Genomic DNA, 18132 nt, shown 5'->3' with positions numbered 1-18132 from the left:
TCATTGCTTGGGAGGTGCTTAGGAATGAGGTCTTAGCGTTGTAAAGTGAGAAGCACACCAATAAAAATCACCACGCCACCCAGTAAGCGTTGCCAGTTAATGGGAGTTTTTTCAGTCCCCAGCAAACCAAATTGGTCCACAATCATCGACATAATGATCTGTCCAAAAATAATCAGCCCTGAAAGGGTTAAAAATCCAAGTTTTGGTGCCGTGTAAATACTGACACTAATGGCATAGACGCCTAAGCATCCACCAATCCATAAATACCAAGGAATTTGACCGAATGTTGCAAGTTCAGGTTTTGTGGCCGGTTGAAAAAACACCAAAAAGGCGAGCACTATTGTACCAACCAAAAAGGAAAAAAGGGCAGCTTGTAAGGGAGAATATAAATATTCACGTAATTGGCTATTAATTGCGGTTTGAAATGTCATCGCAATTCCAATACCCATCGCCAAAGGTATGAGAAACAACAATTGAGAGCTAAATTTCATCTTATCATCATCTAATTCTTCTTTGTTTTTATTAGTCTACTGTATTGCGGCAGAGAATTCACAAGCGCTGTGATGCAGTCATGTTAAAATAAGTCCACTTCTTTTGTTCCTTTGAGCGCTTTCCTTGGCTGAATTAAATCCTGCACTGGTTCCTTTATCTTTATACATTCACATGCCGTGGTGCGTACGCAAATGTCCCTATTGTGACTTTAATTCGCATGCTGTACCGAATGGCGAATTATCTTTAGATTTAGAACAGGAATATTTGCAGGCCTTGGTGGCGGATTTTAAAACACAGGTAGATTTTGCGCAGGGTCGTGCTATTCATAGTGTGTTTATTGGAGGAGGAACACCGTCGCTAATTTCAGCTAAGGGCTATCAATGGTTGTTTGCACAGTTGCGCGCCTTGATTCCTTTTGAAGCAGGTTGTGAAATTACCTTGGAAGCCAACCCAGGGACGGTGGAGCATGATCCATTTGCAGGCTATTTGGATGCGGGTATTAATCGTCTTTCCATCGGGGTACAAAGTTTTAATACTGAGCATCTGCAAAAATTAGGGCGAATTCATTCTAATGATGATGCGATTTCTGCCATTCAACATGCCAAAGAAGCGGGTTTTGAACGCATTAATGTCGACCTGATGCATGGCCTACCGGAACAAACTCTAGAACAAGCACTGTTGGATTTAAAACTTGCGGTAGAAAATGGCGCAACCCATGTGTCGTGGTATCAATTGACTATTGAGCCGAATACAGTATTTTTTCGTACCCAGCCGATTTTACCTGTCGATGAAGTATTGGAAGATATTCAGGAACAAGGTGAGGCCTATTTAACCGCACAAGGTTTTATCAATTATGAAGTGTCAGCCTGGCGTAAAGAGCAACCATCAGCACATAACTTAAATTATTGGCAATTTGGTGATTACCTTGCGATTGGTGCAGGGGCACATGGTAAAGTCACGCAGCCCGATGGTGTTTACCGTTTCCAAAAGACTCGATTACCCAAAGATTATTTGGCCAAAGTTCCAGCAGAACATTTGCAATATCATCGTATTGAAGCAGATGAGATGCCGTTTGAATTTATGATGAATGCACTGCGTTTAAATGATGGAGTAGAGGCAAAATTCTATGCAGAACGCACCGGACAGTACTTGGATAGTTTAAATTCGTTATTAACCTCATTGCGTGAACGTAAGTTAATGGTCAGTGACCCTACACGTTTGGCTTGTACTGAGCAGGGACATGTCTTTTTAAATTCGGTGTTGGAAGAGTTTCTTTAGAATGACAGATTCTACCTGCGAAAAATAATTAAAGAACTTGTGTGAAACCTGAAAAACCATCAAAAGCCCACTGAGCAATATGTGGGCTTATTTTTTTTAAAAATTTAGCGTTTGTAAATATTCAACATAAAAAAAAGCCCGGACAGGGATGTTCGGGCCAGAAAACAGAAACTACAGCATCATTTCTAAAAAGAATTGTATTTCATCATAGGTTGGAATTAGGTAGGTTTAGCCAATAATTTAGTAATCAAAGCTAAAGTGTTCTACAGCCAGCGAAGTCATGGTTTTCGATGGATTCACCATCGCTTCAGGGTTTGGTCTGCAAAATACTGACCACCAATATGAAAAAAACAATCAGCACCAGCATGATACAAGCGGTCAAGGCATTCCATTGTGTACAAAGCTTGGCTAAGTTCATTACAAAACGATAAATGTTGTATCTATTTAAGATTAATTAAACAATATGATGCTGAGAGCTCTTGTGTTTTTTTAAATAAATATAATAACTTTGTATGAAGTAATATATTTTAGGTATTTTATTGTTATTTTAATAATTTATATCGGATTTTTTTATATTTTTTATATTTTTGATTTTTTTGGGGTTTGTTGAATTATTTTTTTGGTTTTTAAATGGTTGTTATGTATTTTTAATTGGCTTGTTTTCTGTCGAATTTTATTAAAATTTATTTTTTGTGGGGATTTGTTTTTTTTGCTTTTTTGTAATTTATATAAAATTTTTAAAAAATTAAAATTAATATTGCTTAAATATTTATTTGAAAAATACTAAATCAATAGCGCTATAAAAATTAAAAGTATTAATGGGTGCTATGTGTACTGCTATAAATTCTAGTCCAAAGATATAGAACATTGAAGTAAAGTCAGTATCAAGAACAAAGCTTAGGCCTAGAGTTCAAACGTTCACAAATGAAAGTAGAGGGTATCCGATTTACACATGTATCAGTGTAAAGTTTAAATATTTGACCTAGTGTTCAAATTAATTCTTGGAATTTAAACTAATTTAATATGGAAAATATTTTTAATTAAAATGTTATTAGAATGTGTTGGGGATATTTTTTGTATTTGTATTAAATGTTTGAAATTTTTTTTTACATTTAAGGTGGTATACCAAGTTTCAGTCATTAAAAAAGAAAACAATAAGATGTCTTCTATTTGTTTTTATTTTCATTTATTTGTTTTAAGTTGGTTGGGTGTTTTTGTTTTTTATGTGATTTAATGATTTTAGATTAAATTGAAGTTTAACTTTAGTAAGCTGAGAGTGTAAGAGTAATATGGGCTAAAAGGATGGTTAAGGTTATGAAAATATTAGCAATCAATATAGGGTTATGTTGTTTAATTATTCTAAATAATACCTATGCGGCAGATGCTTGGAGTCAACGCTGGGAGTCGTCTAGAACACGAGCAGCAGAGCATTTGGCTCAAGCCAATCTCATTGAGCTCATGGACTCTGATTATTATGATGGGCTAGGCAAAACCACAATTTACAGCAATACAACATCGACGAGTTCGATCGGCACAGTCAACTCATCTACGAGTAACGTTAATCTGAATGGTTCAGACAACACTGTTGATATTTCTAGCGATGCGGTGAATGAGGCCGAAGTTAATTCGACGACCAATAAAGCCAGTCAAGCATGTCCTAATTTAGGGACCCTAACGGGAGCGACGCTATGCTGAATTGTCGAATGAAAGGAACATTGGGTGTTGTGATTGCTATAAGTCAAGTTGTGACAGGTTGTACTGGACTAGCACCCTCTAATAAGAAACCTGTGGCTTTGGTACAGGGCCCTCCAATTACAGATATTTTTACCCCTTTTGATATGGCTTTATCTTGTTTAAAAGGGCAGTTGCGTAATGATGTGAATTTCTCTGTTGGTGCGATTTTAGACCAGACGGGTAAAGACTTAGTCACTGATGGGGGGACTGGGAAAATGGTCACCCAAGGTGCAGGTGATATGGTGCAGTCTGCATTGTTTCAAGCAGGTGTCAGCCTATTAAATCGACGTGATCCTCGCATTATTGAAAGTGAGGCGAAGTGGGGGATTCGCGATCCGAGAAATATTCAGGCTTCGAATTATTATGTGACGGGCAGTATTAATAGCTTAGATTTCATCCCCGGTGGTGGTTTTGATATGCAAATAGGTGGTGTTGGGCCAACCTATAGCCAAACTCGGATTATGGTCGGTCTGGATTTAGCGCTCACCGATACGCGTACCAGTCGAGTGGTGGCGAATGTATCACTGCAAAAGCAAATCGTTGCGCAAGATTATGGGGTGAATGCAGGTCGATTTGCAGGACATACCTTGCTGAATATTCAAATAGGCAAAGGAGAGCGTGAGGCGACCAATTTTGCCTTACGCCAAATGTTGAATCTGGCGACCTTTGAGCTGTTAAGTCAGGTGATTCCACCAAATGCATTTGAAAGCTGCCGAACTGTCATTCCGCCTGAATATGGACAACTCAATTTAACCCGAAGCGCAGTAGCGCTGCATAAGTATCGAACCAGTCAGCAACAAGAGTCTCAAGCTGCAAACATAGTTCCGCAGACTTCCTCAGCAAATGAAACGGCTGTTGTCGTAGAACCAAATCAGTCTGCCCATCTAACCGATAACGGTAAGGCTGTAACGGATAAAAATAAATTAACAGATAAACCCAATAAAGATACGCAGCCTCCTAAGCAGAAAGAATCTGACTTGATTCAGGACCCTGATGCTGAGCCTGAGATGAGTAAACAAGATCTCATTAAATATATCAGTAAAGATCAGCCAACCCCATTAAAGCAGACTAAGGTTGGGAAAGTTGGAGATCTAAAAAAAGTTGAAAATGAAAAAGAAGATGAGGAATTGCCAAAGCTTTGGAGTGTAAATCCAGCAGTTGCTGAAAACTATTGGTCTACAACCCAGCGTGATTAAAAAATCTTAATAGGCTCGCTCCCCTATGGCGATAAAAGAAGTACTTGGCGAGGAGTATTTCAACATAAACAAGGAAATGATTATGAATACGTCAATTAAAACAATCGTCTTATCAGTGTCAGTTGCCTGTCTGTCAAGTGTAGCTATGGCAGGCGGTGGTCATGGTTCGGGAGGTACAGTCGTATCGGTTGATACCAATTTAACAAATACGTTAGATGCAATATCCAAACAAGGTCTAAATGGTGTTGCATTGAATCTTGCTGTGAATACGGGTGATGTAGACGCAAGCGTGAACACAACAGGCAACGGTTCTTATATGAGCAGCCGCCCTTTTGAATTTGATGCTCAGTCTATAAATGATTTGCAGGGAGATATTAAAACTACAGCAATTGGTGCAGTCAATAATGGCACCATCACCCTTGAACAAGGTAATAGGACTTCAGGTAGTGGAGGAGAATTTTCTAAAGAGCTTTCGGGTTATGTGAAACATTCAGTAAGTAATGCGACTACGAATACTGAATCGGGAGCAGAACAGGCTTCAGCAGCACACCAAGCTGCATCAGCACATCAAGCAGCAGAATCTGCGTATTCTGAAGGGTGGCATCATAGTATATCTGATGAGGCCTCTAATCACAGTGGTCAAGCTAACCACAGCGCCAATAGTGGCAGTGCGAGTAATTATTACTTAAATGATACTACCGATTTTTCAGCAGCGGGCGAGGCTGGAATGAGCTCTGCAATCAGTGGTAGTCATTATGAATATGAGACAAGCACTTTAAGTAATTATGCGGCTGCCAACGTTGCCTTTAACTCAGGTTCTATTGATGCTTCTGTGAATACCACAGGATTTGATAATACATTGGGTAATATCACTACAACAGCAATTGGTGCTGCGAATACAGGAACCATTACTGTTACTGTAAAATAAATCCGATGCCATTAATTAAAAAAGAACCTAACTTTCAGCAGAAAGTTAGGTTCTTTATTTTTGTTGATGCTCATCCTATTGTATGAGTACATCAAAAGGATGAGACATTCTATTTCTTTGCTTAGTAATCAAAGCTAAAGTGTTCTACAGCCAACGCAGTCATGGTTTTCGAAGGGTTCACCATCGCTTCAGCATGACCTTGTGCGCGAGGCAGCATACGTTCAAAGTAGAAGTCAGCCACTTTAATTTTGGCTTTATAGAACTCAGGAACTTCTGCGCCATTGCCTTCAGCCAATTTTTCAGAAGCCACCGCCGCTTGTTGCGCCCAGAAGTACGCCATCATCACGTAGCCAGAGAACATCAAGAAATCGACAGATGCGGAAGACACAACGTCACGGTCTTTACGTGCAGCCAGCATGATACGAACGGTGAGCGCGTTCCACTGTGCACATAGCTTGGTTAAGTCCCATGCAAAACGACGCATGTATTTATTACGTGCATGTTGACCACAGAATTTTAAAATTTCAGCGGTGTAATCACGAATTACTTTGCCGCGAGAAGAGAGCAACACTTTACGACCAATCAAGTCAAGGGCTTGAACACCTGTTGTACCTTCGTACAAGGTTGAGATACGTGAATCACGAACAATTTGTTCCATACCCCATTCTTTAATATAGCCATGACCACCGTAAACTTGCATACCGTGGTTCGCCGCTTCATAACCCAATTCAGTTAAGAAACCTTTGAGGATTGGGGTGTAGAAACCTAAATGATCGTCATGTGCTTCAAAGGCTGCAGTATCACCACGAGTTAAGGCATCCGCCATTTTGTCGGCAATTTGTGCAGCGTAATAAATCATTGAACGACCGCCTTCAGCGATGGCTTTTTGCGTCAATAACATACGGCGAACATCGGCATGGTGAATAATCGCATCTGCCACTTTTTCAGGATCTTTTTTACCTGAAAGTGCACGCATTGACATACGTTCTTTGGCATACGGTAGTGCACCTTGGAAGGCCAATTCAGCATGAGCAATCCCTTGGATCGCAGTACCGATACGTGCTGTGTTCATGAAGGTGAACATGGCATGTAAGCCTTTATTTTTTTCACCAATCAGGTAACCAATGGCATTGTCAAAGTTCAATACTGCTGTTGCAGAAGCACGGATTCCCATTTTGTGCTCAATTGAGCCACAAGTCACCGGGTTACGCTCACCCATTGAACCATCTGCGTTTACCATGAATTTAGGCACGATGAATAACGAAATTCCTTTGGTACCTGCTGGTGCATCTGGAAGGCGTGCAAGTACGATATGAATAATGTTTTCAGCTAAATCGTGTTCACCTGCAGAAATGAAAATTTTGGTACCTGAAATAGCATAAGAGCCATCTTCTTGTGGTTCTGCTTTGGTTTTAACTTGACCTAAGTCGGTACCACATTGAGGTTCAGTCAAACACATTGTGCCTGACCATTCACCAGTCACAAGATTTGGCATATACAGATTTTTTTGCTCATCTGTACCAAACTGTAAAATTGTATTCATACAGCCTACGCTGAGGCCTGGATACATTTGGAATGACCAGTTTGCGGTACCCATCATTTCTGATTTGATCAGGTTGAGCGATTGTGGCAGGTTTTGACCGCCAAACTCTTCTGGGAAAGACAAACCTTGCCAGCCACCTTGTACGAATTGGTCGTAAGCTGCTTTAAAACCTTTCGGTGTTTTGACTTCACCATTTTCAAAGTGACAGCCTTCTTCATCACCTGATTGGTTTAGCGGTGAAAGGACGTTTTCACAAAAGTCAGCCGCACCTTCCAAAATCATATCAACAGTGTCTGCATCTGCAGCTTCACCGTTAGAAAGTGTTTTGTAGTGCGCAGGGTAATCGAGCACTTCATTCATTAAGAAACGAATATCGTGTAAAGGCGCTTTGTATGCAGGCATAGTCTTAATCCTAATGTCGAAATTTTTTTGGATTATCTGTATTGATAATTCGATTATTCAGAGTTTTAGTTAAAAAAACATTGATAAATACGCCTTAAAAAAATGTCAGAAAGGCGAATTGTAATATTAAATCAACAGGTGAAAAGTAAAGTTCTGTTAGACTCCTGATTGAATTTTTAATCAAATTTTTCTTTTAATAAATCATAAAGAACACGGGTTTTCAACGGATATTATGCGTTTAAAATATATTACACTTTGTTTATTGGGTTTGAGTATTAGTGGGTGTACTCAACATGTCATTAAAACCAATCAGTCAGGTCAAACTTTAGCACAACAAGCCAGCCATGGCTTAAATGCCATGTTTGAAAATGCCAGTTATGACATGAAAGGTCAGTTCTCAATTCAAACTGATATTCAGTTTGAATCTGAGCAAGCTGAAACAAAACCTCAAGCACTGGCAGAAAAAAAATCTGAACTTGATCCGCAATTAAAAAAACAGCTCGATCAACTGATTAAAACGCAAAATATCCCGTTTAGCCAGAAAGAGAAAAAACAGCTATATCAAGCTTTAGCCAATGAATCTGCATCAGCTTCAGGGCGTTATGATGAGGAAGGCGAAAGCAGTTCACCACAGGCTAACATTACACAATCTTTAGTTAATATATTGAATGATCTCCAGTTTAGTTATAGTGGTTCGGTGCATTTTAGACAAAAGCTCGCAGCCTTAACTTTGCAGCTCAGCTATCAAAAACCAACTTTGCAAGTCAATGCACAGTTGCCGATGGTGGTAGATTTTAATGAGCATAAGTTCTATACCAACTATTTTGCGTTTATGCCATTTATGGTCAATCGTGAAAGCCAAGGCAGCTTGGCTTATGTCGATTTCTCTAAACATAAAGCGACATTAGAGCAAATTGATTTAAAGAAATTTGCCGATTATTTAAAGCAAATGAATGTCGTGCCTTATGCGCTGGCGGAGCCGAACCAATTGCAAACAGTTGGGTTAACACGTACCGAAAAAGATGCGGGGATTGTTAAAAAGATTCGCTTTATTGGCGATATGGCAACCTTACATACCCAGCTTGAATTATTTGATTATGTGAATGAAATTTATTATACCGAGCAAATCAAAGGCGGGAATTTTGTTGATTCTGAAGTAGATGCAGAACAAGAAGCCAATGAAGCTGCTGCAGAATCCTATGCTACGGCAGAAGCGGCAACTGCAGCGGCTGCAGAAGTCGATTTAGATGAAGACGAAATTGATGCTGCATATACCTCTGTAGAGCGTGTGAATGAAGTAGTTAATACGAAAATGCAGAGCCTGACGTATCACGAACAGGCTGACAGCACAGAAAGTGAATATGCTGCGACTGAGGATGAAGTCGATGCGGAAAGCGCGTATGCCGTAGCAACCTCTGATGGCGATGAGTCATATCGTGATGATGAAACTGAGGCTTATGCAGCTGAAGAGGATGAGAGCGAAAGTGCAGCAAAATTGTCTGAAGAGATCTGTCAGGCACTGATAAAAACCAAGCATGTTCCGATTGGTAAAGTGACGCTATGTCAGGATTATCAAGATATTCGCGTTATTCCAGTCAACACAGCCTCCATGGCCGAACCGACATTGGAAGCTGAAGCGGCCGAAGCTCAAGAATCAGCTGATGCTGTAGCGCAATTAAAACCAATCTTCCAGCAATACCAATCTGAACAACGGGTTGATGCACAGCAATTCCAACAGTTGTGGCAAAAGCACCAGCGTGAGATTTCACAAGCACTGAATGCTACAGATAAAGCCTCTTCAAGTTTTGTAGCAGATGTTGGCTTAGATCAGAAAGGCCGTGTTCAAAATATGGATTACAGCCTAGTATTTTCTGACCAACGTATTGGGAAAGTGAATCTCAAAAGTACCAACCAAATTTTGAATTATGGCAATGCCACACCGATTGATCGTCAAGCCTTGAAACAAGCCAAATCGATTGAAGAAGTCAGTAAAGGTTCACTCTTTGAAAATATGGTGAAGGGCTTCCTTTCTCCAATTACAGGTCAAGACCCGTATGCAGAGGAAGCTGAAACGGCATCTGTTGATGATGCAAATCATCAAGACTCTATCGAAATGCCTGAGTATTTGAGTACCGTTGCGGCACAAAGTTATGCACGTCATCATTCAGAGCTGAAAGCCTATCAAGCGACTTTTGCTGTTGCATTTGCGGCATATCGTCCTGAATATGTGAAATATTATTCTGCAAGTGCATTAAATGAAATTTCAGAAGTCTACGCTTATCAATTCCTTGAAGATTTAGATAAGCCAAAAGGTAATGTTTTGAAGCGCTTAAATCAGTTGCGTGAAAAACATGCGTTAAAAGGCGATGAAGATTTTGATGATCTAGGTTCTTCTGTGAAGCATTATATGCAAGAGGGCATTGGGAAAATTAAAGCGCAGCACGAGTTTAAGCAGTTGCTGAAAACCTATAAAACCAAGCAAGCGGTATTTGCACAGCTCTATCAGCAGAAATATTTGGCGATGTATGATGTTGAAGATGCCGAAAAGGCCGAGCTAGCGAAGGTGGCAAAAGTGTATGCCAAAGCATTTGTTGATGATACCCAAGGTAAATTGTCGGAAGCATCGGTGAATGGTTTAACGGCTGCGCATGAAGATTTATTCAGTCAGTCTGCTTATTATGAAAGCTATAAAATTGTGCAAAAACACATGAAGTAATGTAGATAAAAAGAACCTCAATCGAGGTTCTTTTTATGTTCTTAGATTTAAAGGAAATCTTTAAGTTCAGGTTTGACCCCATTCCAAATTGAAAATGATTCAATCGCTTGACCGACCAACATGCCAAATCCTTCTGATGTCGGTACATGACGAGCTTTGGCTTGATCAAGGAAGCTTGAAGGTTTGCCATACGCCATTTCATAAGCATATTTAAATTGCAGATTTTCAGGAAGTACTAAGGCATCGCCAGTTAAGCTGGCTGAAGTGGCATTAATGACCAGATCAAAATCGCCATTTAAATCATTTAATGCAATCGCTTGTAGTTCAGCATTCGGTACTGCGGCTTGTAAGTCAGCGACCAATTGTTCGGCACGTGCAAGGGTACGGTTGGCAATCACAATTTTTTTCGCCCCAGCTTGCACCAAGGGGTAGATCACGCCACGGGTCGCACCACCAGCACCAATAATTAAAATATCGGTATTTTCAAGTGACCAGTCTAAGGCATGAATGGCATTAACTAGGCCTTGGCCATCGGTATTGTCACCATGTAATTGACCGTCTTGCATCCATAACGTGTTGACCGCACCGGCAATTTTAGCGCGCTCCGTCAGTACGCTACATTGGGTATAAGCTTGTTCTTTGAAGGGAACAGTGACATTCATTCCAATGCCACCTTCGGCAAAAAAGCGCTCTACGCTGTCCTTAAAACCATCAAGAGGAGCAAGTCGTTTGCTGTACTGAATGTCGAGGCCAGTTTTTTGAGCAAAGGCATGATGAAGTTCAGGTGAACGTGATTGTTCAATTGGGTTGCCAATCACGGCAAATTGTTTGCTCATTGTGCAGCGTCCATGTTGGAGTGAATTAGAGCAGACAATATACGCCAAATTTTCGGTTGGCTAAAGTTCGGGCAGCTTGAAAAGCCTGAATCCTGAATATAGAAGGGAATTTTAAGGATTACAAATGTCTAAAATACATTTGATTAAAATGGTTGCGGCACTAAAAAACAGACCAATCAATGCAAACACCATAAAGCCAATAGCTAAATTGTCATGTAGTGATGTTTCAGAAAAAATATTGGTACTGATCGCACTTACCAGCACGACAGCAAAACTCCAAAACACCAGCGCAGCAACGCTGAATATATTTGGTTTATGAACGAATTGAGCTGGCATACGAGTGATACTCCGTATCTAAAAGTGTAGCGATTAGTGTAATCGCCTGAAGCTTTACAGTGTAGGGCAAAGCTGTGTCAAACATGTGTCATTGTTGAGGATTCTGATAACAAAGTAAATGGCCTGATCAAGTATTTTTTATGACCATATTTATACCATATCAGATATAAGTCACTGAATTTTAAAAGCCTCTGACGTCAGAGGCTTTTTTTATATTATTTCAAAATGTTTAACCAATCTTGTGGTTTGAGATAAAAGTCAGTCAGTCTTTTTTCAGCGGAATGTTCTTCCCATTCAGGACGGTATGACCAGCCTGCCAGTGGTGGCATGCTGACTAAAATCGATTCAATCCGACCACCGGTTTGTAAGCCAAACAACGTGCCACGGTCATAGACTAAATTGTATTCGACATAACGACCACGACGATAAAGTTGGAAGTCACGTTGTGCTTCGGTATAGGCTTTATCCTGATTATTTTTGAAGATAGGTAAAATCGCGTCTAGATAACCATTGCCGACAGCTTGCATATATTGGAAACAGGTTTCAAAGTCCCATTGATTCAGATCATCAAAGAATAAGCCACCGACACCGCGCTGTTCATCACGATGTTTTAAATAGAAATAATCATCACACCATTTTTTATGTTCTGCATACAACTCATCACCAAATGGTGCACAGAGATCATGTGCGGTTTGATGCCATGACAACACATCTTCATCATTTGGATAATACGGCGTTAAATCAAAACCGCCACCAAACCACCAAATCGGGTCTTGGCCTTCTTTTTCCGCAACAAATAAACGTACATTGGCATGCGAGGTTGGTACGTTTGGATTCTTTGGATGAATTACCAGTGACACGCCCATAGCTTGCGCTTTTGCACCAGCAATCGCTGGATGACGTTCTGTCGCTGAGGCAGGAAGTTTGGAAATATTGATGTGTGAAAACATCACACCACCTTTTTCAATCACAGTACCATTTTGCAGCACACGTGAACGACCGCCACCACCTTCAGGACGTTCCCAATCATCAATGATAAATTCAGCATCGCCACCACCTGCGCGTTCTTGCTGCTCCAATGCGGCACAAATACGCGCCTGTAAATCTCGAAGGAAATCATCTACACGTTGTATATCTGCTGAAGTTGGATTCTGCATGGCGACCTTTATCAAAAAAACTTGAAGATAAGCATCATCAAAGCATAAATTGGCTGAAAACTTAAGGGAAATTTCCTGATACTCGGCATCAGTGAGATAACTCAAAATTTAAAATACGCTATGGGTAGCTAGAGTAAAGGTGAAATATCCCGACTAAGCTGCTTGGTTGAATTCGATCACGAAGCTCAGCACAATAATCACAGAGAGATTCAAATGGAATCTCATTGATTGATCGAAATGGTGCATCTATGTCTCTACAGGCGAGTTCCTTAATTCAAAAATATAATGTGCCCGGCCCACGCTATACGAGTTATCCAACCGTGCCTTATTGGGAAGAAGCTGAGTTTTCTTTGGCACTTTGGAAGCAGGGTTTGAAACGATCTTTCGATGAGAGCAATCAAACGGAAGGCATCAGTCTGTATATCCATCTGCCATTTTGTGAAAGCCTATGTACCTTCTGTGGTTGCCATAAAAAAGTCACCAAAAAACATGAAATGGAACAGCCTTATATTCAGGCCGTTTTAAAAGAATGGGACTTATATTGTCAGTTGTTGGTAGATCGACCAATCATTAAGGAAATTCATTTGGGCGGGGGAACCCCGACCTTTTTCTCGCCTGAACATTTGACTCAATTGATTCAAGGGATTTTAGCCAAAGCGCAGGTCGCAGATCAGCATGAATTTAGCTTTGAAGGTCATCCGAACAATACTACACGTGAACATTTGCAAGCCTTATATGACTTGGGTTTTCGCCGTGTCAGTTATGGGGTGCAGGACTACAACGAAAATGTGCAAAAAGCCATTCACCGGATTCAGCCTTTTGAACATGTAGAACAGGTGACCCAATGGGCACGAGACATTGGCTATAACTCGATTTCACATGACTTGGTATTTGGTCTGCCATTTCAAGACTTAAACGATGTTTTACATACCATTGATCAAACCAACCGTTTGATGCCCGATCGTTTAGCCTTTTATAGTTATGCGCATGTGCCTTGGATTAAAGGTAATGGGCAACGCGGTTTTAAAGATGCCGATGTGCCAAAAGATGATTTAAAGCGTCAATGTTATGAAGAAGGCAAAAAGCAACTACTGGCGCATGGCTATCATGAAATTGGGATGGATCATTTTGCCTTGGCCAAAGATGGGATGTATCAGGCTTTTCAGCAGGGGACTTTGCATCGCAATTTTATGGGCTATACTGCATCAAAAACTCAAGTGATGATTGGTCTCGGTCTATCCTCTATTAGCGACAGTTGGTATAGCTTTGCGCAAAATGAAAAGAAACTAGAAGACTACTATGCACGTTTAGAGGCCAATGAAATTCCAGTTTACCGTGGGCATGTATTGAGTACAGAAGACCTGATCATTCGCAAACACATTTTGAATTTAATGTGTACCTTTAGTACCTCATGGGACAGTGCGGATATGGCGTTTCCTGAAATTGATGAGGTCTTAGCACAGCTACAAGAAATGCAGGACGATGGATTATTGACGATTACAGGTCAGTCCATCTGTATTACAGAAAAGGGCAAACCTTTTGTGCGCAATATCTGTATGGCTTTTGATTTAAGATTAAAACGTCGCATGCCAGAAAATCGGATTTTCTCGATGACGATTTAAGCTTTTATTCCCCTCATCTCAACCTTCTCCCAAAGAGAGAAGGGATATTTCAATAAGAGATGCAGGGAATTCGATGAATTTAAAAATCATCCTTTTGATACATGTGTGACATGCGATCATGTTTGGTTTTTAAATATTGTTCGTTGAATGGGTTTAAACCGACCGTTAGGGGCACACGATCAACCACATTTACCCCTTGTTCTTGTAGTGCTTCAATTTTTAACGGGTTATTGGTAATTAGACGCACGGCTGTAATATTGAGATGATTCAACATGATGGGGCACATGTCATAACGACGTGCATCGGCAGGCAAGTTCAACATCAGGTTGGCATCAACGGTATCATGGCCTTGATCTTGTAAGGCATAAGCACGGATTTTATTGGTGAGACCAATGCCGCGACCTTCCTGACGTAAATACAGAATCACCCCTTGACCCGCTTCATTAATTAATTTTTGTGTTGCTTGGAGCTGTGGGCCGCAGTCACATTTGAGTGAAGCGAAGGCATCACCAGTCAGGCATTCGGAGTGGATACGTACTAAAACAGGTTCAGTGGGAGCTTGTTCTAGTCCTTTAGAGAGTGCGACATGTTCTTCACCGGTTTCAGGATCCTGAAAAACCGTAATATTGAATTCACCAAAAGCGGTCGGTAATCTTGACGTTGCGACAAATTCTATAGGCACTGCTTAACCCGTTTATTCGATTATAAATTGGCTAAAGTATAGCGTAATGCTTGGACATTGGTAGAATTGCAACGATGAATTTATGCAGAACATTTTCTTTTTTGTATAAAGCGAACGATAATAGTTGATAAATAGGAAGATTATTCAGGATAATCTGACTCATTCAAAATCTCCCCAACGAGATCATTGCTAAAAATTACATCGCTACAAGTTTGGCTGATTGTAAGGTGATACAATTCGACGATATGATCGAGTTACCCATTTAGACCGAGCTTAGGAATTTGCCAGGCTTTAGAAGGCTTTGCCACATTATGCTGTATAAAGAAATACCATCTCAACGCCCTGTAACACCGTTGCTGGATACTGTAAATTATCCACAACAACTTCGTTTGCTCGAGCGCAGCCAATTAGACCAAGTGGCAGATGAGTTACGTCAGTTCATTTTGTATGCAGCTGGACAAAGTGGTGGGCATTTTGGTGCCAATCTTGGGGTGATCGAGCTCACTGTCGCACTACATTATTGTTTTAATACGCCAGATGATCGTCTGATTTGGGATGTGGGCCATCAAGCCTATCCACATAAAGCCTTAACCGGTCGTCGTGAACAATTGGTCACCATTCGGGCAAAAGATGGTTTGGCAGCCTTTCCTGCACGTGAAGAATCTGAATTTGACACCTTTGGTGTTGGGCATTCGTCAACTGCAATTTCAGCAGGCTTAGGCATGTCTTTAGCACGTCGCTTTAAACAAGATCCATGTCATGTGGTGGCCATTGTGGGTGATGGTGCCATGACAGCGGGTATGGCCTTTGAAGCCATGAATGATGCAGTTGCACATGATGCTGATTTATTGGTGGTATTGAACGACAACGATATGTCGATTTCATGTAGTACCGGTGGTTTTGCTAAGCATTTGGCTGCGATTTGGGAAAGCGGTCAATCGGTAAATATTTCTGAAGATGGTGAAGTCTATATTCAACCCCATCCAGAATGGGCGTATAACTCACGTTTACACTGTGCAGCCACCGATGCGGCAGATAACCTATTTAAAGCCATTGGTTTCGATTATTTTGGCCCATTTGATGGTCATGATGTAACGCAATTGACCCATGTATTTGAGGCGTTAAAAAAACGTAAAGGCCCGCGTTTGGTGCATATCTATACCAAAAAAGGCAAAGGCTTTGAACCTGCGGAAGCAGAGCAAATTAAATATCACGCGATTGGTAAACTTAATGCACCTGCTGCCGTGGTCACTGCGCCAAAATATTCAGAAGTATTTGGTCAATGGCTATGTGATGAAGCAGCACAAGATGACCGTTTATTGGCAATTACCCCAGCCATGTGTGAAGGCTCAGGTATGGTGAAATTTGCCCAACAATATCCTGAGCGTTTTTTTGATGTCGCGATTGCGGAACAACATGCAGTGACACTTGCCGCGGGTATGGCGTGCGAAGGAGTAAAACCAGTTGTCGCAATCTATTCAACCTTTTTACAACGTGGCTATGATCAACTGATTCATGATGTGGCGTTGCAAAACTTGGATGTCACTTTTGCTATCGACCGTGCAGGTTTGGTCGGTGAAGATGGCCCAACGCATGCAGGCGCGTACGATTATGCCTTTATGCGTACCGTACCGAATATGGTGATCATGGCACCTAAAGACGAAAATGAATGTCGTCAAATGTTGCATACGGCTTATCTATATAAAGGTCCGGCAGCTGTGCGTTACCCACGTGGAAATGGTTTGGGTGTTGAAATTCAGCAAGAGATGATGGAACTAGAAATTGGTCGTGGTGAAATCCTTGCTAGCTTTAATACGGCACAAGAATCAACGATTTCAATTCTCGCATTTGGAAGTCGTGTTCAAGCATCACTAGACGCAGGACAAGCACTTGCAGAAAAACTTGATGTTGCTGTTCGTGTCATCAATATGCGTTTTGTAAAACCACTGGACACCCAGTTGATTGATCAAATTGCGGACTCTACTCAACTGTTTGTGACGGTTGAAGAACATGCAATAATGGCCGGTGCGGGCAGTGCTGTGAATGAATATTTAGCACAGGCGACTATTGTGAAACCAATTTTAAACTTGGGTCTTGCAGATGAGTACATGCATCAAGCCACGCATAGTCAAATGTTGCAACAAGCAGGTCTGGATGCAGCAGGTATCGCAGCGTCAATAGAACAGAGCTGGTTGAAATGCACACAAACAGCAGTTTGCTGAATTTCTAATTTTTAGAAACATTTTTTCCCTAAAAGCCCTTATATTTGATAAGATATAAGGGCTTTCATGCATTATTCTTTATCAGTATCTTCAAATTTGTAGTGGGTGTTCAATGGAACCTATGGTGGTTATGGCTGCGCGTGCGGCTCAATTAGTTGGTCAAGAGCTTTTAAAAGCGCATCAAAATCGTCATAAACTCGATCTACAAGTCGAAGAAAAAGGAATTGATGGTCCTGTAACGCGTGTTGACCGTTACTTGGAACAGTTGGCTATCGATACCCTACGTAAAAGTTATAAAAATCACAGCTTCCTTGGTGAAGAGTTTGGTCTACAAGAAGGTAAAGGTCACGACGCTGATTGGTGTTGGATCATTGACCCACTTGATGGCACTTTAAACTTCGTTCAAGGTGTTCCGCATTTCTGTATCTCTATCGCAGTTCAACATAAAGGTGTAACTCAACACGGTGTTATTTATGACCCTGTGAAAGATGAGTTGTTCTCTGCAAGTCGTGGCCGTGGCGCGATGATGAACCAACGCCGTATTCGTGTAAATGTAAAAGACAGCTTAGAAAATACTTTCCTTTCAGTGGGTCATGCGTATCGCAAAATTCGTAATGGTGAAGTGGTTTCTTATGCGAAAAATCATTTCAATTCATTGTTAAATGTAACTGAAGCGGGTGCGCAATATCGTCGTACGGGTTCTGCTGCATTGGATTTGGCTTATGTTGCGGCTGGCCGCTTTGATGGTTATTTCGAACTTGGTTTGAAACCATGGGACATCGCTGCAGGTGAGTTGATTGTGAAAGAAGCGGGCGGTACTGTGGTTGATGCGCGTGGTGGTAATGACTCTATGGAAAATGGTCAAGTACTTGCGTGTTCTATGAAAATGCTTAAACCATTAATGCAAGCTGTAGTTCCAGCTTGGGGTGAAGCTGCAAAATAATAGAACTCCAGATCGAGTTTATTGATGGAATAATGAAATAAAGCC

14 protein-coding genes are annotated in these 18132 nt (G+C 40.9%); 8 read left to right on the top strand and 6 right to left on the bottom strand.

What is annotated here, in order from left to right; genetic code table 11:
- Positions 1-32 precede the first annotated feature (32 nt).
- Entirely contained in the window at positions 33-491 is a 459-nt protein-coding gene (locus ACN6OV_RS10150; RefSeq protein WP_427952604.1) for a DMT family transporter, read from the bottom strand.
- Positions 492-615: 124 nt separating this feature from the next.
- Between ACN6OV_RS10150 and hemW the strand changes: the two genes are divergently transcribed.
- The 4 genes from hemW to ACN6OV_RS10130 all read left to right on the top strand — a co-directional run bounded on the left by hemW (position 616) and on the right by ACN6OV_RS10130 (position 5628).
- Entirely contained in the window at positions 616-1770 is a 1155-nt protein-coding gene (gene hemW, locus ACN6OV_RS10145) for a radical SAM family heme chaperone HemW (RefSeq protein WP_427952602.1), read from the top strand.
- A gap of 1314 nt (positions 1771-3084) precedes the next feature.
- On the top strand, positions 3085-3465 hold the full coding sequence (locus ACN6OV_RS10140) for a hypothetical protein (protein ID WP_427952600.1): 381 nt from the start codon (positions 3085-3087) through the stop codon (positions 3463-3465).
- Positions 3459-4700, top strand: coding sequence for a CsgG/HfaB family protein (locus tag ACN6OV_RS10135; RefSeq protein WP_427952598.1), 1242 nt, complete (start codon positions 3459-3461; stop codon positions 4698-4700). The genes ACN6OV_RS10140 and ACN6OV_RS10135 overlap by 7 nt, the downstream gene beginning before the upstream one ends.
- Before the next feature lie 115 nt (positions 4701-4815).
- Positions 4816-5628, top strand: a complete 813-nt coding sequence (locus tag ACN6OV_RS10130) for a hypothetical protein (RefSeq protein ID WP_427952596.1) — start codon at positions 4816-4818, stop codon at positions 5626-5628.
- A 121-nt stretch (positions 5629-5749) separates the two neighbouring features.
- On the opposite strand, the gene ACN6OV_RS10125 is transcribed toward ACN6OV_RS10130, so the two are convergent.
- Positions 5750-7573: an acyl-CoA dehydrogenase C-terminal domain-containing protein gene (locus ACN6OV_RS10125; RefSeq protein WP_427952594.1), complete on the bottom strand. Its 1824-nt coding sequence runs from the start codon at positions 7571-7573 to the stop codon at positions 5750-5752.
- 232 nt (positions 7574-7805) lie between these two features.
- On the opposite strand from ACN6OV_RS10125, the gene ACN6OV_RS10120 reads away from it, so the two are divergent.
- Positions 7806-10289, top strand: a complete 2484-nt coding sequence (locus ACN6OV_RS10120; RefSeq protein WP_427952592.1) for a hypothetical protein — start codon at positions 7806-7808, stop codon at positions 10287-10289.
- A gap of 47 nt (positions 10290-10336) precedes the next feature.
- Here ACN6OV_RS10120 and aroE read toward each other — a convergent pair whose 3' ends face one another.
- The 3 genes from aroE to hemF form a co-directional block, all read right to left on the bottom strand.
- On the bottom strand, positions 10337-11125 hold the full coding sequence (gene aroE, locus ACN6OV_RS10115; RefSeq protein ID WP_427952590.1) for a shikimate dehydrogenase: 789 nt from the start codon (positions 11123-11125) through the stop codon (positions 10337-10339).
- 111 nt (positions 11126-11236) lie between these two features.
- Entirely contained in the window at positions 11237-11461 is a 225-nt protein-coding gene (locus tag ACN6OV_RS10110; RefSeq protein WP_427952588.1) for a hypothetical protein, read from the bottom strand.
- 215 nt (positions 11462-11676) lie between these two features.
- The gene (gene hemF / locus ACN6OV_RS10105) at positions 11677-12618 is read right to left on the bottom strand and encodes an oxygen-dependent coproporphyrinogen oxidase (RefSeq protein WP_427952586.1); all 942 of its coding nucleotides are present in this window, start codon (positions 12616-12618) and stop codon (positions 11677-11679) included.
- Positions 12619-12866: 248 nt separating this feature from the next.
- Here hemF and hemN point away from each other — a divergent pair, with 248 nt between their 5' ends.
- Positions 12867-14240 carry an oxygen-independent coproporphyrinogen III oxidase gene (hemN, locus tag ACN6OV_RS10100; protein ID WP_427952584.1) on the top strand — a complete coding sequence of 458 codons (1374 nt, stop codon included), beginning with the start codon at positions 12867-12869 and terminating at the stop codon, positions 14238-14240.
- Positions 14241-14319: 79 nt separating this feature from the next.
- Here hemN and ribA read toward each other — a convergent pair whose 3' ends face one another.
- Entirely contained in the window at positions 14320-14922 is a 603-nt protein-coding gene (gene ribA / locus ACN6OV_RS10095; RefSeq protein WP_427952582.1) for a GTP cyclohydrolase II, read from the bottom strand.
- Positions 14923-15233: 311 nt separating this feature from the next.
- Here ribA and dxs point away from each other — a divergent pair, with 311 nt between their 5' ends.
- Both dxs and ACN6OV_RS10085 read left to right on the top strand, forming a co-directional pair.
- Positions 15234-17144, top strand: a complete 1911-nt coding sequence (gene dxs / locus ACN6OV_RS10090) for a 1-deoxy-D-xylulose-5-phosphate synthase (RefSeq protein WP_427952580.1) — start codon at positions 15234-15236, stop codon at positions 17142-17144.
- Between the two features lie 112 nt (positions 17145-17256).
- Positions 17257-18087 (top strand): inositol monophosphatase family protein, encoded by an 831-nt coding sequence (locus ACN6OV_RS10085; RefSeq protein WP_067762939.1) that lies wholly within the window; start codon positions 17257-17259, stop codon positions 18085-18087.
- Positions 18088-18132: the final 45 nt, after the last annotated feature.

Source organism: Acinetobacter sp., assembly GCF_050285345.1.
Taxonomy (GTDB): Bacteria; Pseudomonadota; Gammaproteobacteria; order Pseudomonadales; family Moraxellaceae; genus Acinetobacter.
Note: the sequence above shows the minus strand (reverse complement) of the source record. Positions and strands in the feature narration are given on the sequence as shown.